We start from the raw sequence: 16,556 nt of genomic DNA on the forward strand, positions 1-16,556 counted from the left end.
TCCTTCCAGAAGAAACTCAAGCAGCGACAGCGGCCGGGGACACGAAGCGATAGCCGAGCCCCTCGGTTCCTTCGACCACCTTCCGAAGGTCGCCGATGCCGAGAAAGGGGTGATAGTAGAAACTGACGACGCTGTCGGTCACCACGCGATGGGTTTTCGCGTCGGCCAGGATGTCGTCGGCGGTGCGGGCAGCGTGCTGGTTGAACTTGGCCGGAGCGACGTTCCCGACGTTCTCCGGCACCACGACAGTCCCGTAGACGTCGCGGACCGGATACGGGAAGAACTGGCCGTATACCTCGCGATAGGACACGTCGGTCCGTCCGCATCGGCCGCCGTCGCACTGGCCGGCGTAGTAACTGCCCCGGTCGTACCGCATCGGGAAGACCCGGCCGGCCTCCTGATAGTCCACAGCGGACCCGCCGTAATGCGGGAACTCGAACGCGTCCGGGCGCGGCAACCCGACCCGGTCGAACTCGGCGAGCCCGGTCGCGACGCGGCCGCGGAACCACTCCGGCGAGTCTTGCGGAACCGGTCCGCTGAGCCGCACATTGTCCTGGTGGTCCACGGTCGCGCGGTAGAACTCGTAGTCGGCTCCGCTGGTACCCGAGTACGGGTTGTCCGTCTCGCCGTACTGATGGCTGTAGCCGTGCATCACCAACGTTCCGCCCCGTGCGACCGCTTCACGCAGTGCCGCGACGAGCTCCGGACTGTCCACCAGTCGCGCGAACGTCGGCTTGCCGCCATTCGCCGCACCACGCGGATCCGCGTAATACGGATATACCGCCAACGAGAACGGCACGCCGCGTCCGCTGAGGTAGTCGGTGATCGCCCGGACCTCAGCGGGCGGTGTGCGCGGACCGATGTCCTCGATCCGTACCAGCGCACGTCGACGTTCCGGAGCGTCCGGTGCGAGCACGCCGAGGAGAATGTCCGCAGCCGCCAGGTAACGATCGCCCGCGCCGACGTAGGAATACGGCATTTCGGCGAGATAGGTGAATGATCCACTGTGGACCGCCCACGGCGACGCCGCTCCGTCAGCGGACTTCGCCTCCGCCAGCACCTTCGCCTTCGGCGACGTCACCCGCACTCCCACGACATCGACCCCGGCATGGGGATCACGCCGTAAGTCAGTGTCCCGATAGGACACCGTCGTGACCTTGTCCTCCCGGAACGGAGCCCACGTCCAACCCCACTTCCCGGCTAGCGCGGGCGCGTGCTCGAACAGCTGCCAGATGTTGCTGCCCATCCACACCACCGGCAGCCGGGTCCGGCTTATATCGGCCAGCAATGCGGACGGGAGCTGCGCGTCGTAGACCGTGCCGACGTAAACGACCGCCTGGTACTCGTTCAGCTCGCCGCTGCGGTAGTCAGCGGCGGGCAGCATGCGCCAAGCAGTAGAACGGGAAACCAGATTCGCCGTCTGAATCGCGTTGGCCTGCGCTTCCTCGGCGACCTGCGTCGCAGGCGGGCTCGGCCGCAACCGCCGCCCGTCGTCGAAGAGCACCAGCGTCCGCCGGTCGTCGCGCCCGCCGGGACCGGCCAGACCGATTTTCGGTTGCCGCAGAACCGGTTCGATCGGAGAAGCCGCTTCCGAACCGGAGCCCTCGTCCGAGACCACCACGACGATCCCGCCCACCAGGCTGACCACCGCGACGACAATGATCCCGAGCCGCAACCACGCCGGGAACCGCTGAGTCACTGCACGACCTCGACCTGCTCCGGCACGAACGGCTCCGGCGCCTCAGCGGTCAGCCCGAGCAGCCAGGCCACCGCTTGTTCGGTGCGTTCTGCGGCCCGGCCGTCGCCGAAGGGGTTGGCGCGCGTGCTCATCGCCGCCCGCTGCGCCGGGTCGGTCAACAGCCTCGACGCAGTGTCCGCAATGAGGTCGGCGTCCGTTCCGACGAGCATCGCACAACCGGCGTTGACGGCTTCCATCCGTTCCGTCGTGTCCCGCAGTACCAGCACCGGAACCTTGAACGTCGGCGCTTCCTCTTGAATACCACCGGAATCGGACAACACGAGCGAACTTGCCGCGATCGCCGCCGCAGTCTGCTCATACGGCAACGCCGGGGTAAGCACCACGCGCGGGCGGCCGGCCAGCGCATTGAGCACCGCCTCCTGCACAGCCGGGTTCGGATGCATCGGCAGCAGCACACGAACGTCGGGATGCCGCGCCAGCAGAGCGTCCACAGCGGACAGAATGCGCGTCAGCGGCTCGCCCCACGACTCCCGGCGATGTGCGGTCACCAGAACCAACCGGCACTCGCCCCGCGTCGCCGATTCGACCACGTCGGCGACCGCACTGTCGGCAAAGGACACTCCCCGGTCCGTCACCCGGGAAATCGCGTCCACCACAGTGTTTCCGGTGACCAGGAGAACGCTGTCGTCGACGCTCTCGGCACGCAGGTTCTGCGCGGCCGCCGGGGTCGGGGCCAAATGCAGGCTCGCGGTCTGGCTGACGAGCCGCCGGTTCAGTTCCTCCGGGAACGGCGACCGCAGATCGAACGAGCGCAGCCCGGCTTCCAGGTGCACCACGGGAATCTTGCGCCAGAACGCGATGAGCGCACCGGCCACAGTGGACGTCGTGTCGCCCTGCACCAGCACCGCCGCGGGCGGACGCTGCGCGGCGAGCGCGTCGAGACCGGTGACCAGCTGCGAGAACAGCTCCGGCTGACCGCCGCCGACCCGGTTCAGGGTCAGCCGCAAGTCCGGGGTCAGCGAGAACGCGCCGAGCACCTGGTCGACCAGTTCCGGATGCTGCCCGGTCGCGACGAGCACCGGCTCCAGCCGTCCGGACCGGCGCATCTCCTGCACGACCGGCGCCATTTTGATCGCCTCCGGCCGGGTGCCGGCAATCAGCCACACCACCGGTGCGTCACCCCGGGTCATCACGGAACTCCATTTCAGCGAGAGCGGACGCGATCCGGGAAACAGTCCCTGGATCGCGCCGACCACGCTAACTACGGCATCCGGAATCAACCTCACCCTCGCGGGTCAAACTCACCGTCAGTAGTCGCCGTCACAAGCCGTCAAGAAGACACCAAACCGCCGACCACCTCGGTTTTAAGCAGCTGCTTACATAGCCGAACCTCGATGCACCAGACGCGCTGCGCACCCTCAGTAATCACACTGGATCGGTTAAGTCACGAGCTGCGGAAAAGAGCATCCGGAACCCCGGATGCCCTTTTCCCATTCCCCGGTCAAACCGCCGGAATGGCGACCCGCGATCCTGCTCACATAGTGGTCCAGACCACCAGTCAGTGCTTCCCCGGAACGTATTCGCCGGGCACCATCCGCGTCGTGACCGCGAACCGGTTCCACGCGTTGATCACCGTGATCGTCGCGATCAGCTGGGCCAGCTCCGCCTCCTCGAAATGCTCGGCGGCGCGAGCGAAGACGTCGTCGGGCACGAAGCCGTCGGTAAGCACAGTGACCGCTTCGGTCAGCTCCAGCGCGGCAACCTCCTTCGCTGTGTAAAAGTGTTTCGACTCCTGCCATGCGGAAAGCTGGATGACGCGCTCGCTCGTTTCGCCCGCGGCCAACGCGTCCTTCGAGTGCATGTCGATGCAGAAGGCGCAGTGGTTGATCTGCGACGCCCGGATCAGCACCAGCTGCCGCAGCGTCGGGTCGAGGCCGTGGCGAGTCGCGGCGTCGAGACGGATCATCGTCTTGTAGGCCTCCGGCGTCAGTTCCGCCATCTTGAGGCGGGGCGGCTGCACCGGAAGTCGTTCTGTCGTCGTCATAGCTTCGACCCTACGAGCGATTGGCACTCTGTTATGGTCCATTTCCGTGCGCGCGGAGTGGGCCAGTTCGCTGAGTGAAGACCTCCACCTCGACCTGCGCGGGCCTCGCCTGCGCGACGGCCTGATGGAGGCCCTGCGCGACGCCATCCGCACCGGACGGCTCGTCCAAGGCGCGAAACTGCCGTCCAGCCGCACACTCGGCGCGGATCTCGGCATCGCCCGGAACACTGTGGCGCAAGCGTATGCGGAACTCGTCGCCGAAGGCTGGCTCACCGCGCGGCAAGGTGCCGCAACCCGGGTTGCCCCGCGCGCCGAGATCGCGCCCGCACCGCCTGCGCCGAAGCCCGCGTCGCGACACCGCATCGTGCACGATCTACGCCCCGGCCAGCCCGATCTGTCGGCGTTCCCCCGCGCGGACTGGCTTAAGGCCGCGCGCCGCGCCCTGACCGACGCGTCCGACGACGCGTTCGGCTACGGCGGTCCGTACGGCCGCCCAGAGCTACGAGAAGCCGTAGCCGCCTACCTCGCCCGTACGCGCGGCGTACGTGCGCACCCAGACCAAATCATGATCTGCACCGGTACGTCGCACAGTCTCATCGTGCTCGCCGAAGTACTGAAGCAACGTGAAACTCGGGCAGTCGCCGTAGAGTCGTACGGCCTGCAAGTACATCGCGCGCATCTCGCGAAGGTCGGCCTCGAGACTCCGCAGTTGCCGGTGGACGCCGAAGGCGCGAAGGTCGAACGCCTCAACGACCTCCCCGACGTCGGCGCGGTACTACTGACGCCGTCGCACCAGTTCCCCACCGGCGTCGCGCTGCATCCGGACCGCCGCGCCGCCGTGGTGGACTGGGCACGCCGGACCGGCGGCCTGGTGCTGGAAGACGACTACGACGGCGAGTTCCGCTACGACCGCAGCCCGGTCGGCGCGATGCAGGGGCTCGATCCAGAACACGTGATTTACCTTGGCACCACAAGCAAAGCTCTCGCCCCGGGCCTGCGGCTGGGCTGGATGGCGCTGCCGCCGCGGATCGCCAGGGCCGCCGCCGAGGCCAAGGGCGAACGCGACCCGTTCTCCGGTGTGCTCGACCAGCTCACGATGGCCGAGTTCATCACTTCGGGCAGCTACGACCGGCACATCCGCGCGATGCGGGCGCACTACCGCCGCCGGCGCGACCAACTCGTCGCGGCACTGGCCGAGCACGCGCCGAACACCCGGGTGACCGGGCTGTCCGCCGGTTTGCAGGTGCTGCTGAACGTCCCGTCCGGCGAGGAAGACGCGGTGGTGCAAGGGTCCGCGTGGCAGGGGCTGGCCATGCACGGGCTCGGCGCGTTCCGCCACCCCGACGCGCCCGCGGACCGCGACGCGCTGGTGATCGGCTACAGCACCCCGTCGGCCAGCGCGTGGTCGAGCGCGCTGGAGGCGCTGTGCCGGGTGCTGCCCTGACCGGTCGAGCAGACCGGCAGCTTTCGCGAGTTTGCCGCGCCGCGGAGCGGGTAGCCGAAGCGCGAGGGGCACGAGAAGGGAGGACCCATCGTGAACGACAAAGCCGAGAACAAGGCCGAAGAACTTAAGGGTCGCGCCAAGGAAGCCGTAGGCAACGCCACGGACAACGAGCAGTGGCAGGCCGAAGGCAAGGCGGAGCAGGGCAAGGGCAACCTCAAGCAGGCTGCCGAGAAGGTGAAGGACGCGTTCAAGAGCAACAAGGACTGACGCGCCGCCAGCGAAGCCCGGGGCATTCGTGTCCCGGGCTTCTTCTTGCCACCGAACTTGCGTAACACGCAAACATTGCGCGTCACGCAAGAAGTGCGCTACCGTGGTCTCATGACCGAGCGACCGAACCTGCGAGACCGCCGCCGCCAAGAGACCCGGGTCGACATCTCCTGGGCGGCAGTCCGGCTCACTGTCGAGCGCGGTCTCTCGAACGTGACGATCGAGGACATCGCCCGCGAAGCGGGAGTTTCGCCGCGCACGGTCAACAACTACTTCTCCAGCAAAGCCGAAGCGATCGTCGCGCGGCACCAGGACCGGGCTCGCGGGATCGCTGATCATCTCCGCGCGCGCCCGGCGTCGGAGCCGCTCTGGACCGCGCTGCGGGAAGCGTCACTAGCGCAGCTCGACGCCGACCGCGGCACCTCCCCCGGCGGCGGGAACGATCCACAATGGACAGCTGGGGTCCAGGTCATGATCGCCGAACCCGCGCTGGCGGGCGAATTCCTCAAAGCCAATGCGGCGGCCGAAGAAGCACTGGCCGAGGCGATCGCGGAACGCCTCGGCGCGGACGTCCACGATCTCCGCGTCCAGCTCATCGCCACCACCGCCGGCGGCGTGCTGCGGGCAGTCATCCAGGAATGGCTGCGCACCGCCCCGTCCGCGGACCTGACCTCCATCGTGCACCGGGCGTTCGACACGCTCGCCGAGGTGCTTCCCTGATCCCGCAAGGAGATCTCCATGTCCGACATCGTCATCGCGGGCGCCGGGCCGAACGGCCTGATGCTCGCCGCCGAACTCTGCCTCGCCGGGGTCCGCCCCGTCGTACTGGAACGGCTCGCCGAACCCGACGGGGTGCGCCGTGCCAACGGTCTCGTCGGCCAGGTGGTGCCGCTGCTGCACCGTCGCGGGTTGTTCGAGAAACTCGCCGGAGTCCCCGAACCCACGCCGGCACCGCGGTTCGTCTTCGGTGCGTTCCCGGTCGAATTCGCCGATCTGCCCAGTAATCCGATGTATCTGCTGCCCCGGCCGCAGCACGAAATGGAGCAGATCCTCGGCGAGCACGCCGGGACACTCGGAGCGGAGATCCGCCGCGGCCACGAAATCACCGGCTTCACCCAGGACGAGAATTCGGTGACCGTGCAGGTGCGAGGGCCGGACGGGCCCTACGAAATCGCCGCCGGGTACCTGGTCGGCGCGGACGGCGGACGCAGCACGGTGCGCAAGCTCGCGGGCATCGACTTTCCCGGCGTCAGCTGGGACGAAACAGTGGCCCGCAGCGCGAACGTCCGGATTCCGCACTCTTTCGTCGACCCCGCGACCGGCGGGCTGAAGCTGGAGACCGGCGTCATCCCGCCGTTTCAGCACCACCGGACGGAAACCGGGTTGTTCGTGTTCGCGCCGTTCGACCCGGCGAACCCGGCGCTGTCGACCAATGAACGCGGCGGTGCCGCCGATTTCGCCGAAGACGATCCGCTGACCATGGAGGAACTGCGCGCGAGCGTGCACCGGGTGCTCGGGGTCGATCTGCCGCTCGAACCGCCGTCCGGACCCGGTCCGTTCCTGCTGCGCAGGCTGGCGGGCGGCAACACCCGGATCGCCGAGACCTACCGGCGAGGCCGGGTGCTGCTGGTCGGCGACGCGGCCCACGTGCATTCCGCGATCGGCGGCCCGGGGCTCAACCTCGGTCTGCAGGACGCGGCGAACCTCGCGTGGAAGCTCGCCGCGGAAGTCCGCGGCTGGGCTCCGCCGGGGCTGCTCGACAGCTACGAGGCCGAACGCCGCCCGGTGAGCCAGCGCGTCGTGATGCACACCCAGGCGCAGAGCGCGCTCGTCGCGCCCGGGCCGGAAGTCACCGCGCTGCGCGAATTCTTCGGCGAACTGCTCGCCTCTCCGGATGCCCGGCAGCACATCGCCGACCTGATGTCCGGCGCGGACATCCACTACGGCACCGACCCGAACAGCGGCCGCTGGGCTCCCGACCTGCCGCTGGCCGACCCGGGCCCGCTGACCGCCGCGTACCGTGCCGCGCGTCCGGTGCTGCTGGATCTGACGCCCGGCGCTGTGCTCGCCGACGTGGCCGAGCCGTGGCACGACCGCGTGATCACCGTGTCCGCCACGGCAACTGGCGATGCGCCCACCGCGCTGCTCATCCGGCCGGACGGTTACGTCGCCTGGTCCTCCGCCGACGCCGAGCCAGCTGTCGAAACGCTGCGGACCGCACTTGCGCAGTGGTTCGGCGCACCGGTCAGGTCAGCCGTGTCGTCGCCACGTTGACGAGCGCTCCGGCCGGCAGCGTGCCGTCCGGGGCCACCAGCGACCGGGACGCCACCTTGAACGCGGTCCGCAGCCCCATCAGCTGCGTCTCGTCCAGGGCTTCGACCTGGTAATAGGTGTCGTGGCAGACCTGCCAGACCGAATCCGGCGTGCCGGAGAGGTCCACCAGCAGCTGGTGCCATCCGACCGGCGCGAATCCGGCCGGGCCGAGCAGCGCGTCGAGGCCTTCGCGGGTGCGGCTGCGCGGGTCGCCGGAGGTCGGCACCTGCCGGTCCTCGGCCACCACCGCGAAGAGCGGCCGGGCGACCTTCAGGAACACCTCGAGAGCGTCGGTCCCGCCGCCGCCCACGCCGATCACGAAGGCACCGCCGGGCCGCAGCACTCGAGCGGTCTCGGCGATCACCTTCTCGACGTCGGACATGAGCATCAACGCCATGTGCGACACGACCGTGTCGTAGCTGTCGTCCTCGAACGGCAGTTGCTGCGCGCGGCCTGGCCGCAGGTCCGCGTCGGCGAGCCCGGCCCGGCCGCGCGCGACCTCCAATTGCTTGGCGGAAAGGTCGATGCCGGCGAGCTTTCCGGCACCGCGACCGGCGAGCACCGCCAGCAGCGCGCCGTCCCCGCAGCCGAGGTCGAGCACGCTGCCCGGCTGACCGACGTGGTCGGCGAACGCCTCGTACACCGAGCGTCCGTCGACCCGGCCCCGTTCGGCCAGTTCGGACGCGGCTGCCGGGTTCCGGTCGTGATAATCGCGGAGGAACTCTTCGGCGGGCGTCATCATGCCCGAGACGGTAGCGCGAACGGTCACCTCAGCAGTTCGGTTTTGGCCAGGTTGACGCACAACCCCGCCGGAAGCCTGCCGTCTGCGGTGCGCAGATGCTCGGTTTCGGCGAGAAAGGCCGAGCGCAACCGGGCCAGCTGAGCGTCGTCGAGGGTGTCGGTCGAGTAATACGATTCACAGCACGACGTCCACACCTCGTCCGGCGCGGCGGTCAGGTCGATCTCGTACGGCTCCCAGGAAACCGGCGCGAACCCGGCCGGAGCGAGCACCTCGTCAATCCCCTCGCGCTTCGTCGTGCGCCGCTCGGCGGTGTAGGTGGCGCGCCGCTCCTCCGGCACCTCTCGGAACAACGGCCGGGCCAATTCGAGAAACACCGGAGTCGCGCCCGTCGATTCGGGACCGCCGACGACGATCGCGAAGGCCCCGCGCGGAACCAGCACCCGCGCGATCTCGGCGGCGACCGCCTCGGGGTCGTCCATGAGCATGAAAGCCATGTGCGACACGACCGCGTCGTAGCTGTCGTCCTCGAACGGCAGCTCCTGCGCCCGTCCGTGACGCAGGTGCGCACCGGCCAGCTCAGGCCGTTGCCGGGCGAGGTCGAGCTGCCCCGAAGACAGATCCACGCCGGCGAGCTTTTCCGCGCCGCGGCGGGCGAAAACGGCCAGCAGCGCACCGTCGCCGCAGCCGAGGTCGAGCACCCGGCGCGCGGGCGCGACCCGATCGGCCAGCACCTCGTAACTCGTCCGGCCGTCCCCGGTCACCCGGCCGGACTCGATCAGCACGGACATCGCGTCCGGTTTGCGATCGTGGTACTCGCGCAGGTAGTTCTCCGCGGCGGAGGTCATGCTCCGACGGTAGCGAATTCCTGGTACCCCTGTGCCATGGACGAAGAAGCTCTGCTCGGCATCGACGTCGGCACGACCGCGGTAAAAGTCGCGGCGTTCGCGCCGGACGGCCGGGAACTCGCGGCGCACTCGGTGCCTTACCCGATCGCGCGACCGCGTCCCGGCTGGGCCGAACAGAACCCGGAAGACTGGTGGCACGCAACGGAAACCGCGCTCCGCACGGTCCTTTCCGGACTCCCCGCCGGCACGGTGCGCGCGGCCGGGATCGTCAGCCAGGTCAACACCCACCTCCTCGTCGACCGTGACCTGCGGCCGCTCACCCCGGCGGTGATCTGGCAGGACCAGCGCTGCGCGGAGATCGCCGCGGAACTCGACGCGCGCTTCACCGACGACGACAAGAACCGCATCTGGGGCGGGCCGGTCGTGCTCGATGCGTCGTTCGCCGGGGCTCGCGCCGCGTGGTACGCACGCGAGCAACCGCAGCTGTGGTCCCGGGCGCGATGGATGCTGAGCCCCAAGGACTTCATCGGCGCACGGCTCACCGGACGAGTCGCCACCGACCTGCTGTCCGGCGTGCGCATCGCGGGCGCGTCCGGCTATCTGCCCGAAGCGGTCGCGCTCGTGGACGGACTCGGCGACCGTCTGCCCGAACTGCTCGCTCCCGAAGAACCCCTCGGCCACGCTGCTCTGCTGGGCGACGCTCCGGTCGTGGCAGGAACCATGGACGCGTTCGGCGCCGTTTTCGGCACCCGCACAACAGAACCGGGCCGCGCGATGGTCACCTGCGGCACGTCGCTGGTCGTCGCGGCCGCCTCGCACCGGCACGAACCGGTCCGCGGCCTGGTCTCCTTCCCGCCCCGCGGCGACCTCGTCGTGCACGCCGGGCCGACGCAGGCAGCGGGCGACGCGGTGCGCTGGTGGAGCCGAGCGTCCGGACTGTCCTTGCCGGACGTGTTCGCTTCCGCCGCGGAAGGCAGTCCCGGTGTCGTGTTCCTGCCGCACTTGCAAGGCGAGCGCGCCCCGCTGTGGGATCCGGATCTGCGCGGCAGTTTCCTCGGGCTGGCCTCGTCCACCACCACCGCGGACCTGTCGCGAGCCGTCCTCACCGGAGTCGCGTTCTCCGCTCGGCACGTGCTGGAAACCGTCGAGGAAGCTTGCGGCGAAACCCTTCCGTCAGTGACGTTCTCCGGCGGCGGCGCTCGCAGCGACCTCTGGACCCGACTCCACGCCGACGCGCTGTCCCGCCCGGTCGAACGCCTCCGCGTGCACGACAGCGCCGCGCTCGGAGCCGCATTGCTCGGCGCAGTCGGCGCGGGCCGGTACCCGGACGTCGAAACCGCCGCGGCCACGACCGTCGCCGTCGAGCGCACCTTCACCCCTGAGACAGACCTGACCGGCCTGTACGAGGCGTATCGCGCGGCACACGAAGGGCTCGCAAGAGTGCACGAACGGCTGGCGCGATGGTGATCTAATGGCCGGCATGGAAACCCTCCGCTACGGCAGCGAGCCCAGCCAGTTCGTCGAACTCCACGGGACCCCTGGCGGGCGGGGCACCGCGATCCTGCTGCACGGCGGATGGTGGCGCGCCCGGCACGACCTGCACCAGCTCGACCCGATGGCCGCCGACCTGGTCGCCGCGGGCTGGTACGTGGCGAACGTCGAGTACCGCCGCATCGACGGCGACACCGGCGGCTGGCCGCGAACACTGGACGACGTGCGAGCCGCGATCGCCGCCGTCGAACGCCCGGCCGCATTGCCGACGGTCGCGATCGGACACTCCGCGGGCGGCCACCTGGCGCTGCTGGCGGGCGGACTCTCCGGGGTCGTCGCGTTGGCCCCGATCACCGACGTCCCGCGCGCCCGAGCCGAGGAACTGGGCGAAGGCGCCGCCGGGCTGTTCCTGACCGGCGACGACCCCGCGGCGTCGCCCATCCGGCAACTCCCGATCGGCTGCCCGCAACTGGTCGTCCAGGGCGACGCCGACGTCCGGGTCCCGGCTGCGCACAGCCGCGACTACGTGGCGGCGGCAAAGGCGGCTGGCGACGACGTGGACTACGTCGAGCTTCCCGGCGTCGACCACTTCCGCCTGATCGACCCGGCGGATCAGCCGTGGCAGCCCGCCCGCGAATGGCTCGACCGGCGGTTCAGCTGACGTCCGCCTCGACGAACCGGTGCCCGGCGGTGTTCTCGATGACCACCGCCGCCACCTGCGCCGGGTCGACGACCGCCGTTCCGTAGAGGTACGCGCCGTCCCGGGCCGCCCGCTCCGAGACCATCCAGCCGCCCGCGACCTGGCGCCTGCCGTCCTTGCTGAGGACGACGAGCAGGCATTTCTCCCCGGCCGGAATCCCGGTCACCGAACCGTCCACGCGCACCCAGCCGGTCTGCGGAACGATGTTCGCGGTGAGCCGGGTCTTCCCGCTGGCATCCGCGCCGGAAACGACCTTCGTGCCAGGAACCGCGCTCGTCGGCGGCGGCGCAGCCGGCACCGCCACCGCGGGCCCGGACGAACCCCGCCCCACCATCACCCCGACGCCCAGCGCGACCGCGGCCACCACGACCGCGGCGGCGATCGCCATCGACCGTCCACGCCCAGCCCGCGCGCGCGACTCCGCGCGAACCTGGTTCACGGTCCGCTGCATCACCAGGTCCGCCCCGACCGGCGGCCCCTCCAGCAACGCCTCCGGCGGCAGCTCGCCGAGGAAACTCTGCACCTCGCGCAGAGACGCGGCCTCCGCGCGGCACCGCTCGCAGCCGTCCAGATGCGCCTCGACGTCGCGCTGCTCGCCCGACGCGAGCTGACCGGACAGGTATCCCGCCAGGTCGACGTGTTCGTCGGCTGTGTTCATCCGGCCACCCCTTCCGCTCGCCGGAACTCTTCCCGCAACGCCCGCAACCCGTAATACGAGCGGGACTTGACCGTCCCCGGCGGAATCCCGAGCCGCTCCGCCGCCTCCGCGACGCTGCGTCCCTGCAGATACATCTGCTCGAGCACCTCGCGATGCTCCGGAGAAAGCCCGTCGAGCGCGGCGAGCACCACCATCGAGTCCACGACCTGATCGGCATGATCCCGCTCGACCGGCCCGCCCGACGGCGACTCGGCCACCTCCTGCGGCCGCGCCTCCTTCGCCCGGAACCGGTCGATCACCAGGTTCCGCACGACGGTCAGCAACCATCCGCGCACCGACCCGCGCCCGTTGACCAGGCTGTCCGGACTCCGCCACGCGCGGACGAGCGCCTCCTGCACCACGTCCTCCGCCGCCGCGCGGTCGCCGAGCAGCCGGGTGGCGTAGGCGAGCATCGCCCGCCCGTGCTCCTCGAAAAGCGCGCGGACCAGCGCCTCGTCCGCAACCGCCCGCCGGTGACGGGTCCTGAACCCGGCCATGCCCCGATCATCCTCCCGGTCAGGGCCGATTGTCGCGCAACCGAGGCGTGTTGCTTCCCGCTGGCTCTTCGTCCCCGCGCACCGGACGCTTCCGCTGGCGCCGCTCCCCGGCCCGGCGCTCGTTGTTCCCGGACCGGCCGACGGCCCCCGATCGATACCCGCCCACCAGCGTGGTTCCGCCGACACGATCGGGGAACGCACCGCCTGCGGGCCCCGGACCTGGGCTAAGTTCGCAACTGATCCAGCCGGAAGGCTTGCTCACCAGGTCGGCGCACGCCGGTGCCGTGCACTGGGATCACCGTCCCGGCCGCCCGACCGCCCTGGAGCCGCCGGGAGCGCTGCGCACACCGCCCTCCCGGCGGCTCCGGGGCACCTTGGGCCTGTTTCGCTCCCGGCCTTCCCGGCTGCTTCGGTTCCGCCGGCCTGCGACGGTGCCGAGTCGCAACGCCCGGACGGGCACTGCTGCCGCGTGTTCCGGGCATCCGGGGTTGCGCCACCATGGCAACTCTCGACGGAAGGCAGCCCACCCCAGCACATTCGGGCACCTCTCGTCAGCACCGCGATTCTGAACGGGCAGCTCTCGCCAGGACCGCGGCAAGCAGCCGTCGCGTCCAGGCAATTCTCACCAATGCAGCGATCCTGGCCCCCTCAGCCAGGCAGCCCAGGCCGGAACGGCGGCCATCGCACCACGCCCGATCTCGCCAATGCCGCAATAGTGCGCCATCGCAACCAGTCAAACTCTGGCCGAAACCGCAGCCATCACATCCGGGCATTTCCGGCCACTGCGGCGGTCCTGAACCGTCGCATCCCCTAAACCCCGATCGAAGCGACCCTGCGACCGCACCGGAACGCAGCGGAGCCCCGGCAAACGTCCGCGGGCAGCTCGCGGCGGCGGTCATCCACACCCCGGCGGCTTCCCCACAGCCCGCCGTTCAACCGCCCAGCCACGCTGATCATTCCCGCGCTATTCAGTCCACAAAGGACTCAAGCGGCGGCCGCACCGAGGTCGGTCAGCACCACCGGGCTCGCCGGCGCTCCTCGGCGGCGGGCGATTCTCACCAGGCCCCGGCGGCGCAGGCGGTCCATCGCCTGCGTCTCCCACAGCGGGACCCGCCCGCCGACCGACCACAGGTAGCACTCCCCGGCGAATCCGTTGTGGACCACCACCAGCCCGCGCCGGACGTCGTCCAGTGCGTGTACGTCCTCCTCGACGAGCACCATGACCGGCTCCCTCCGTCCCCTTCATGGTGAAACGTCCGGGGCCCCCGGCACATCCGGGAATCCACCTCAGGGGTTCCCTGGAGAAATGGGGTCGCCCTCGCCTCGCGGACCTGGCAGGATCGGACTTCGTGCGGCCGCCGACGATCGCGTGCGACGAGTCCGGCTCCGAGGGCGTGAACCTGATCGGCGCGAACACGGCGGTATTCGCGCACGCCGCCGTCCGGCTGGAGTCCGCGGCAGCGACGGAATGTGTTGCGCGGCTGCGGGAACTCATCGGTTCGCCCGCGCTCGAGTACAAAGCCAACCATCTCCTGCGCGCCAAAAACCGCGCTGCCCTGGAGTGGCTGCTCACCGAACCCCTCGCCGACGCCGCCAGCGTCCTGCTCGTCGACAAAGCCTTGTTCCTCGCGGGCAAAATCGTCGACCTGCTCGTCGACCAGACCCCCTACCCGGAATGCCTTCGACACCGTCCGGACGCCCGCGCTCGTGCCTTGCACCAAGACGGTCCGCGCATGCACGGCGCTCAGCGCTGGACCGAATTCCTGCGCTCGTTCACCGGACTGCTGCGCACCTCGAACCGCCGCCTCCCCGCGACCACTCCCGCCGAGTTCTTCGCCCAGACGGACGTCCTCGGCGAATTGGTCGCGGCTCGCCCGCAGATGACCGCGTTGCGCGACGAACTCCTCGCCGATCCCGGTCTCGTCTCGCCGATCGATCCGTTGATGCCCGCCCTCGCCGACACGATCGCGTTCTGGCGTCCGGAAGAGGTCGTCCACGACGAGCAGCCGTCCCTCACGCCAGCCCGGCTCGCCCAGCTGCTCGATCCGGTGCCGCGGTGGCGATTCGTCGACTCGAGGTCCGAACCGCGGGTGCAGACAGCTGATTTCCTGGCGGGAGTCGCGCGGCGGCTGACCGAGGAAACCCTGCATGGCGGCGGGGACCCGGAACTGGTCAAACTGCTGCGGCCGTATGTGCTTCCCGCGTCGGTCTGGATCGGGGATCCGGCGGACTAGCCGGCAACACCTCAGTGGTCACCAATCCCGCGGGTTGACGACGTGCACCGCGGCTTCCTCCGCCGAGGCCGCGCCACCGTCGATCCCGATGTCCGAGGCGTACAGCTCGGCCTCGGTGTCCGGGCCGAAGCCCGCGTTGCCAGCCACCAGACGGCCCGCGCGGAGATCGCCGACCTCGTCGTCGACAAGTTCGCCGTCGGTGTCGTCCGTATCGCCAAGGCCGTCGCCGTCGGTCGCGCGGATTTCCGGGAGCTCGCGGGCCAGCCTGCCCGCCCAGCTTTCCCCGGCGGCTTCTTCGGCGGCGGTGGTGCCCCAGTCGCGAGTCGCGAGTGGACGTTCCGGCGGCGAATAGCCCTCGTCGTAGGGGTCGCCGTCCTCCAGGGTGTCTTCGGGATCCAGCACGCCGGTGTCGGCGTTGTCTTCGATGTCGTCGTCCACTGCTCCTCCTTTCCGCGTGCCCAGGTTACTGCCGCCCGCTAGCCTGTGCGCTCACGCCGGGTGGAGGAACGATGACTCAGTGGAGCGGTCCCACGCTGATCGCCGTGTTCGCCGGATTCGGGCTGGCGTTCGTTTTGGTGGTCCCGTATGTCGCGATCAGTTATCGCAAACGCGGCGAACTCGGCCTGCTGCGCGCGATCGCCGCGCCGGCCTTCCTCGTGTATTGCTTCGCACTGGTCACGTACACGCTGCTGCCGCTGCCGGACGTCGACGCGGCGTACTGCGCGACGCATGAAGCGCTGCGGCACCCGGTGTGGAATCCGCTCCAGTTCGTGGAAGACATGCGCCAGTTCAACACCGGGTTGCTGGACAATCCCGCGCTGCGCCAGGTGCTGTTCAACGTCGCGTTCTTCGTGCCGTGGGGCGTGTTCATGCGGCGATTGTTCGGGCGGAGCATCGGTTTCGCCCTCGTCAGCGGGTTCTTCGTGTCGCTTGCCATCGAGACGACCCAGCTGACCGGTGTGTGGTTCCTGATGGAGTGCCCGTACCGGCTGTTCGACACCGGCGACCTGCTGGCCAACACCGTCGGCGCGTGCGTCGGCGCGCTTCTCGCGCCGGTGCTGCGGCGCTCTGGACGGCTGCGTCCGGCTGACGAACCGCGTCCGGTCCTCGTCCGGCGGCGGCTGCTGGGCATGGTGCTCGACCTGATTTCGGTGACGCTGGCGGGCGTCGTGCTGAGCATGATCGCGCTCGCCGTGCAGTACGTCACGAAGGGCACGCTGCAGAACAACACGCTGATCGACGACGTCCTCGGCCGCTGGGTGCCCACCGTCGTCCTGCTGCTGCTCGTGCCCCTGGCAGGCAATGGCGCGACGCCTGGTCAGCGCGCGGTTTTGCTGACGGTGGTGCGCGCGGACGGACGGCCGCCGTCGATGCTGCAGTCGATAGCCCGGTTCCTGATCGGTTCGGGCGGCTACTTCATCCTGGTCGGCTTGGACTCCGGGTGGACGTCGCTGTGGCTGCTGGCGCATCTGGTGTTCATGATCTTCACCCGGGGACATCGAGGCCTGACCGGGCTGGTGTGCGGGCTGTCCGTCGTCGACACGCGGGCGGTGGATCGGGAGCCGGTCGCCCCGCCAGGGTGA

17 protein-coding genes are annotated in these 16,556 nt (G+C 69.7%); 8 read left to right on the plus strand and 9 right to left on the minus strand.

Going from position 1 to position 16,556, the window contains the following annotated elements:
* Positions 1-16 precede the first annotated feature (16 nt).
* The 3 genes from L3Q65_RS26535 to L3Q65_RS26545 form a co-directional block, all read right to left on the minus strand.
* Positions 17-1,699 (minus strand): DUF2334 domain-containing protein, encoded by a 1,683-nt coding sequence (locus L3Q65_RS26535; protein ID WP_237596957.1) that lies wholly within the window; start codon positions 1,697-1,699, stop codon positions 17-19.
* Complete coding sequence (gene wecB / locus L3Q65_RS26540; RefSeq protein ID WP_237596958.1) at positions 1,696-2,889, minus strand: non-hydrolyzing UDP-N-acetylglucosamine 2-epimerase; 1,194 nt, start codon at positions 2,887-2,889, stop codon at positions 1,696-1,698. Before wecB ends, L3Q65_RS26535 begins: the two co-directional genes overlap by 4 nt.
* A 368-nt stretch (positions 2,890-3,257) precedes the next feature.
* The gene (locus tag L3Q65_RS26545) at positions 3,258-3,743 is read right to left on the minus strand and encodes a carboxymuconolactone decarboxylase family protein (protein ID WP_182891205.1); all 486 of its coding nucleotides are present in this window, start codon (positions 3,741-3,743) and stop codon (positions 3,258-3,260) included.
* A 46-nt stretch (positions 3,744-3,789) separates the two neighbouring features.
* Between L3Q65_RS26545 and L3Q65_RS26550 the strand changes: the two genes are divergently transcribed.
* The 4 genes from L3Q65_RS26550 (at position 3,790) to L3Q65_RS26565 (ending at position 7,728) form a co-directional block, all read left to right on the plus strand.
* The gene (locus L3Q65_RS26550) at positions 3,790-5,187 is read left to right on the plus strand and encodes a PLP-dependent aminotransferase family protein (RefSeq protein ID WP_237596959.1); all 1,398 of its coding nucleotides are present in this window, start codon (positions 3,790-3,792) and stop codon (positions 5,185-5,187) included.
* A gap of 90 nt (positions 5,188-5,277) precedes the next feature.
* Complete coding sequence (locus L3Q65_RS26555; protein WP_116198546.1) at positions 5,278-5,454, plus strand: CsbD family protein; 177 nt, start codon at positions 5,278-5,280, stop codon at positions 5,452-5,454.
* 111 nt (positions 5,455-5,565) lie between these two features.
* The gene (locus L3Q65_RS26560) at positions 5,566-6,174 is read left to right on the plus strand and encodes a TetR family transcriptional regulator (protein ID WP_182891203.1); all 609 of its coding nucleotides are present in this window, start codon (positions 5,566-5,568) and stop codon (positions 6,172-6,174) included.
* An 18-nt stretch (positions 6,175-6,192) separates the two neighbouring features.
* Complete coding sequence (locus L3Q65_RS26565; RefSeq protein WP_237596960.1) at positions 6,193-7,728, plus strand: FAD-dependent monooxygenase; 1,536 nt, start codon at positions 6,193-6,195, stop codon at positions 7,726-7,728.
* Here L3Q65_RS26565 and L3Q65_RS26570 read toward each other — a convergent pair.
* Positions 7,700-8,509: a class I SAM-dependent methyltransferase gene (locus L3Q65_RS26570; protein ID WP_237596961.1), complete on the minus strand. Its 810-nt coding sequence runs from the start codon at positions 8,507-8,509 to the stop codon at positions 7,700-7,702. The genes L3Q65_RS26565 and L3Q65_RS26570 overlap by 29 nt on opposite strands.
* A 23-nt stretch (positions 8,510-8,532) precedes the next feature.
* Positions 8,533-9,354, minus strand: a complete 822-nt coding sequence (locus tag L3Q65_RS26575) for a class I SAM-dependent methyltransferase (protein ID WP_182891200.1) — start codon at positions 9,352-9,354, stop codon at positions 8,533-8,535.
* A 36-nt stretch (positions 9,355-9,390) separates the two neighbouring features.
* Here L3Q65_RS26575 and L3Q65_RS26580 point away from each other — a divergent pair, with 36 nt between their 5' ends.
* Both L3Q65_RS26580 and L3Q65_RS26585 read left to right on the plus strand, forming a co-directional pair.
* A complete protein-coding gene (locus L3Q65_RS26580; RefSeq protein ID WP_237596962.1) occupies positions 9,391-10,821 on the plus strand; it encodes an FGGY-family carbohydrate kinase in 1,431 nt (476 codons plus the stop codon).
* A gap of 13 nt (positions 10,822-10,834) precedes the next feature.
* Complete coding sequence (locus L3Q65_RS26585) at positions 10,835-11,506, plus strand: S9 family peptidase (RefSeq protein WP_182891198.1); 672 nt, start codon at positions 10,835-10,837, stop codon at positions 11,504-11,506.
* Here L3Q65_RS26585 and L3Q65_RS26590 read toward each other — a convergent pair.
* From L3Q65_RS26590 to L3Q65_RS26600, 3 genes are all read right to left on the minus strand, one after another.
* A complete protein-coding gene (locus L3Q65_RS26590) occupies positions 11,499-12,203 on the minus strand; it encodes an anti-sigma factor (protein ID WP_182891197.1) in 705 nt (234 codons plus the stop codon). The two genes, L3Q65_RS26585 and L3Q65_RS26590, sit on opposite strands and share 8 nt — an antisense overlap.
* A complete protein-coding gene (locus tag L3Q65_RS26595) occupies positions 12,200-12,739 on the minus strand; it encodes a sigma-70 family RNA polymerase sigma factor (RefSeq protein WP_182891196.1) in 540 nt (179 codons plus the stop codon). The genes L3Q65_RS26590 and L3Q65_RS26595 overlap by 4 nt, the downstream gene beginning before the upstream one ends.
* Before the next feature lie 984 nt (positions 12,740-13,723).
* Entirely contained in the window at positions 13,724-13,960 is a 237-nt protein-coding gene (locus L3Q65_RS26600; protein ID WP_101438212.1) for a hypothetical protein, read from the minus strand.
* A 128-nt stretch (positions 13,961-14,088) separates the two neighbouring features.
* Here L3Q65_RS26600 and L3Q65_RS26605 point away from each other — a divergent pair, with 128 nt between their 5' ends.
* A complete protein-coding gene (locus tag L3Q65_RS26605) occupies positions 14,089-14,973 on the plus strand; it encodes a hypothetical protein (protein WP_237596963.1) in 885 nt (294 codons plus the stop codon).
* 18 nt (positions 14,974-14,991) lie between these two features.
* Here L3Q65_RS26605 and L3Q65_RS26610 read toward each other — a convergent pair whose 3' ends face one another.
* Positions 14,992-15,411, minus strand: coding sequence for a DUF5709 domain-containing protein (locus L3Q65_RS26610; protein WP_182891194.1), 420 nt, complete (start codon positions 15,409-15,411; stop codon positions 14,992-14,994).
* 71 nt (positions 15,412-15,482) lie between these two features.
* Here L3Q65_RS26610 and L3Q65_RS26615 point away from each other — a divergent pair, with 71 nt between their 5' ends.
* Complete coding sequence (locus L3Q65_RS26615) at positions 15,483-16,556, plus strand: VanZ family protein (protein WP_182891193.1); 1,074 nt, start codon at positions 15,483-15,485, stop codon at positions 16,554-16,556.

The sequence above is a fragment of the Amycolatopsis sp. FU40 genome (assembly GCF_021903635.1).
Taxonomy (GTDB): Bacteria; Actinomycetota; Actinomycetes; order Mycobacteriales; family Pseudonocardiaceae; genus Amycolatopsis; species Amycolatopsis dendrobii.

What these genes read in the sequence shown, in the direction of transcription:
- wecB (WP_237596958.1), bottom strand. Translation starts at nt 2,889, where the DNA reads ATGACCCGGGGTGACGCACCGGTGGTGTGGCTGATTGCCGGCACCCGG.
- L3Q65_RS26545 (WP_182891205.1), bottom strand. Translation starts at nt 3,743, where the DNA reads ATGACGACGACAGAACGACTTCCGGTGCAGCCGCCCCGCCTCAAGATG.
- L3Q65_RS26560 (WP_182891203.1), top strand. Translation starts at nt 5,566, where the DNA reads ATGACCGAGCGACCGAACCTGCGAGACCGCCGCCGCCAAGAGACCCGG.
- L3Q65_RS26565 (WP_237596960.1), top strand. Translation starts at nt 6,193, where the DNA reads ATGTCCGACATCGTCATCGCGGGCGCCGGGCCGAACGGCCTGATGCTC.
- L3Q65_RS26570 (WP_237596961.1), bottom strand. Translation starts at nt 8,509, where the DNA reads ATGATGACGCCCGCCGAAGAGTTCCTCCGCGATTATCACGACCGGAAC.
- L3Q65_RS26575 (WP_182891200.1), bottom strand. Translation starts at nt 9,354, where the DNA reads ATGACCTCCGCCGCGGAGAACTACCTGCGCGAGTACCACGATCGCAAA.
- L3Q65_RS26580 (WP_237596962.1), top strand. Translation starts at nt 9,391, where the DNA reads ATGGACGAAGAAGCTCTGCTCGGCATCGACGTCGGCACGACCGCGGTA.
- L3Q65_RS26585 (WP_182891198.1), top strand. Translation starts at nt 10,835, where the DNA reads ATGGAAACCCTCCGCTACGGCAGCGAGCCCAGCCAGTTCGTCGAACTC.
- L3Q65_RS26590 (WP_182891197.1), bottom strand. Translation starts at nt 12,203, where the DNA reads ATGAACACAGCCGACGAACACGTCGACCTGGCGGGATACCTGTCCGGT.
- L3Q65_RS26595 (WP_182891196.1), bottom strand. Translation starts at nt 12,739, where the DNA reads ATGGCCGGGTTCAGGACCCGTCACCGGCGGGCGGTTGCGGACGAGGCG.
- L3Q65_RS26600 (WP_101438212.1), bottom strand. Translation starts at nt 13,960, where the DNA reads ATGGTGCTCGTCGAGGAGGACGTACACGCACTGGACGACGTCCGGCGC.
- L3Q65_RS26615 (WP_182891193.1), top strand. Translation starts at nt 15,483, where the DNA reads ATGACTCAGTGGAGCGGTCCCACGCTGATCGCCGTGTTCGCCGGATTC.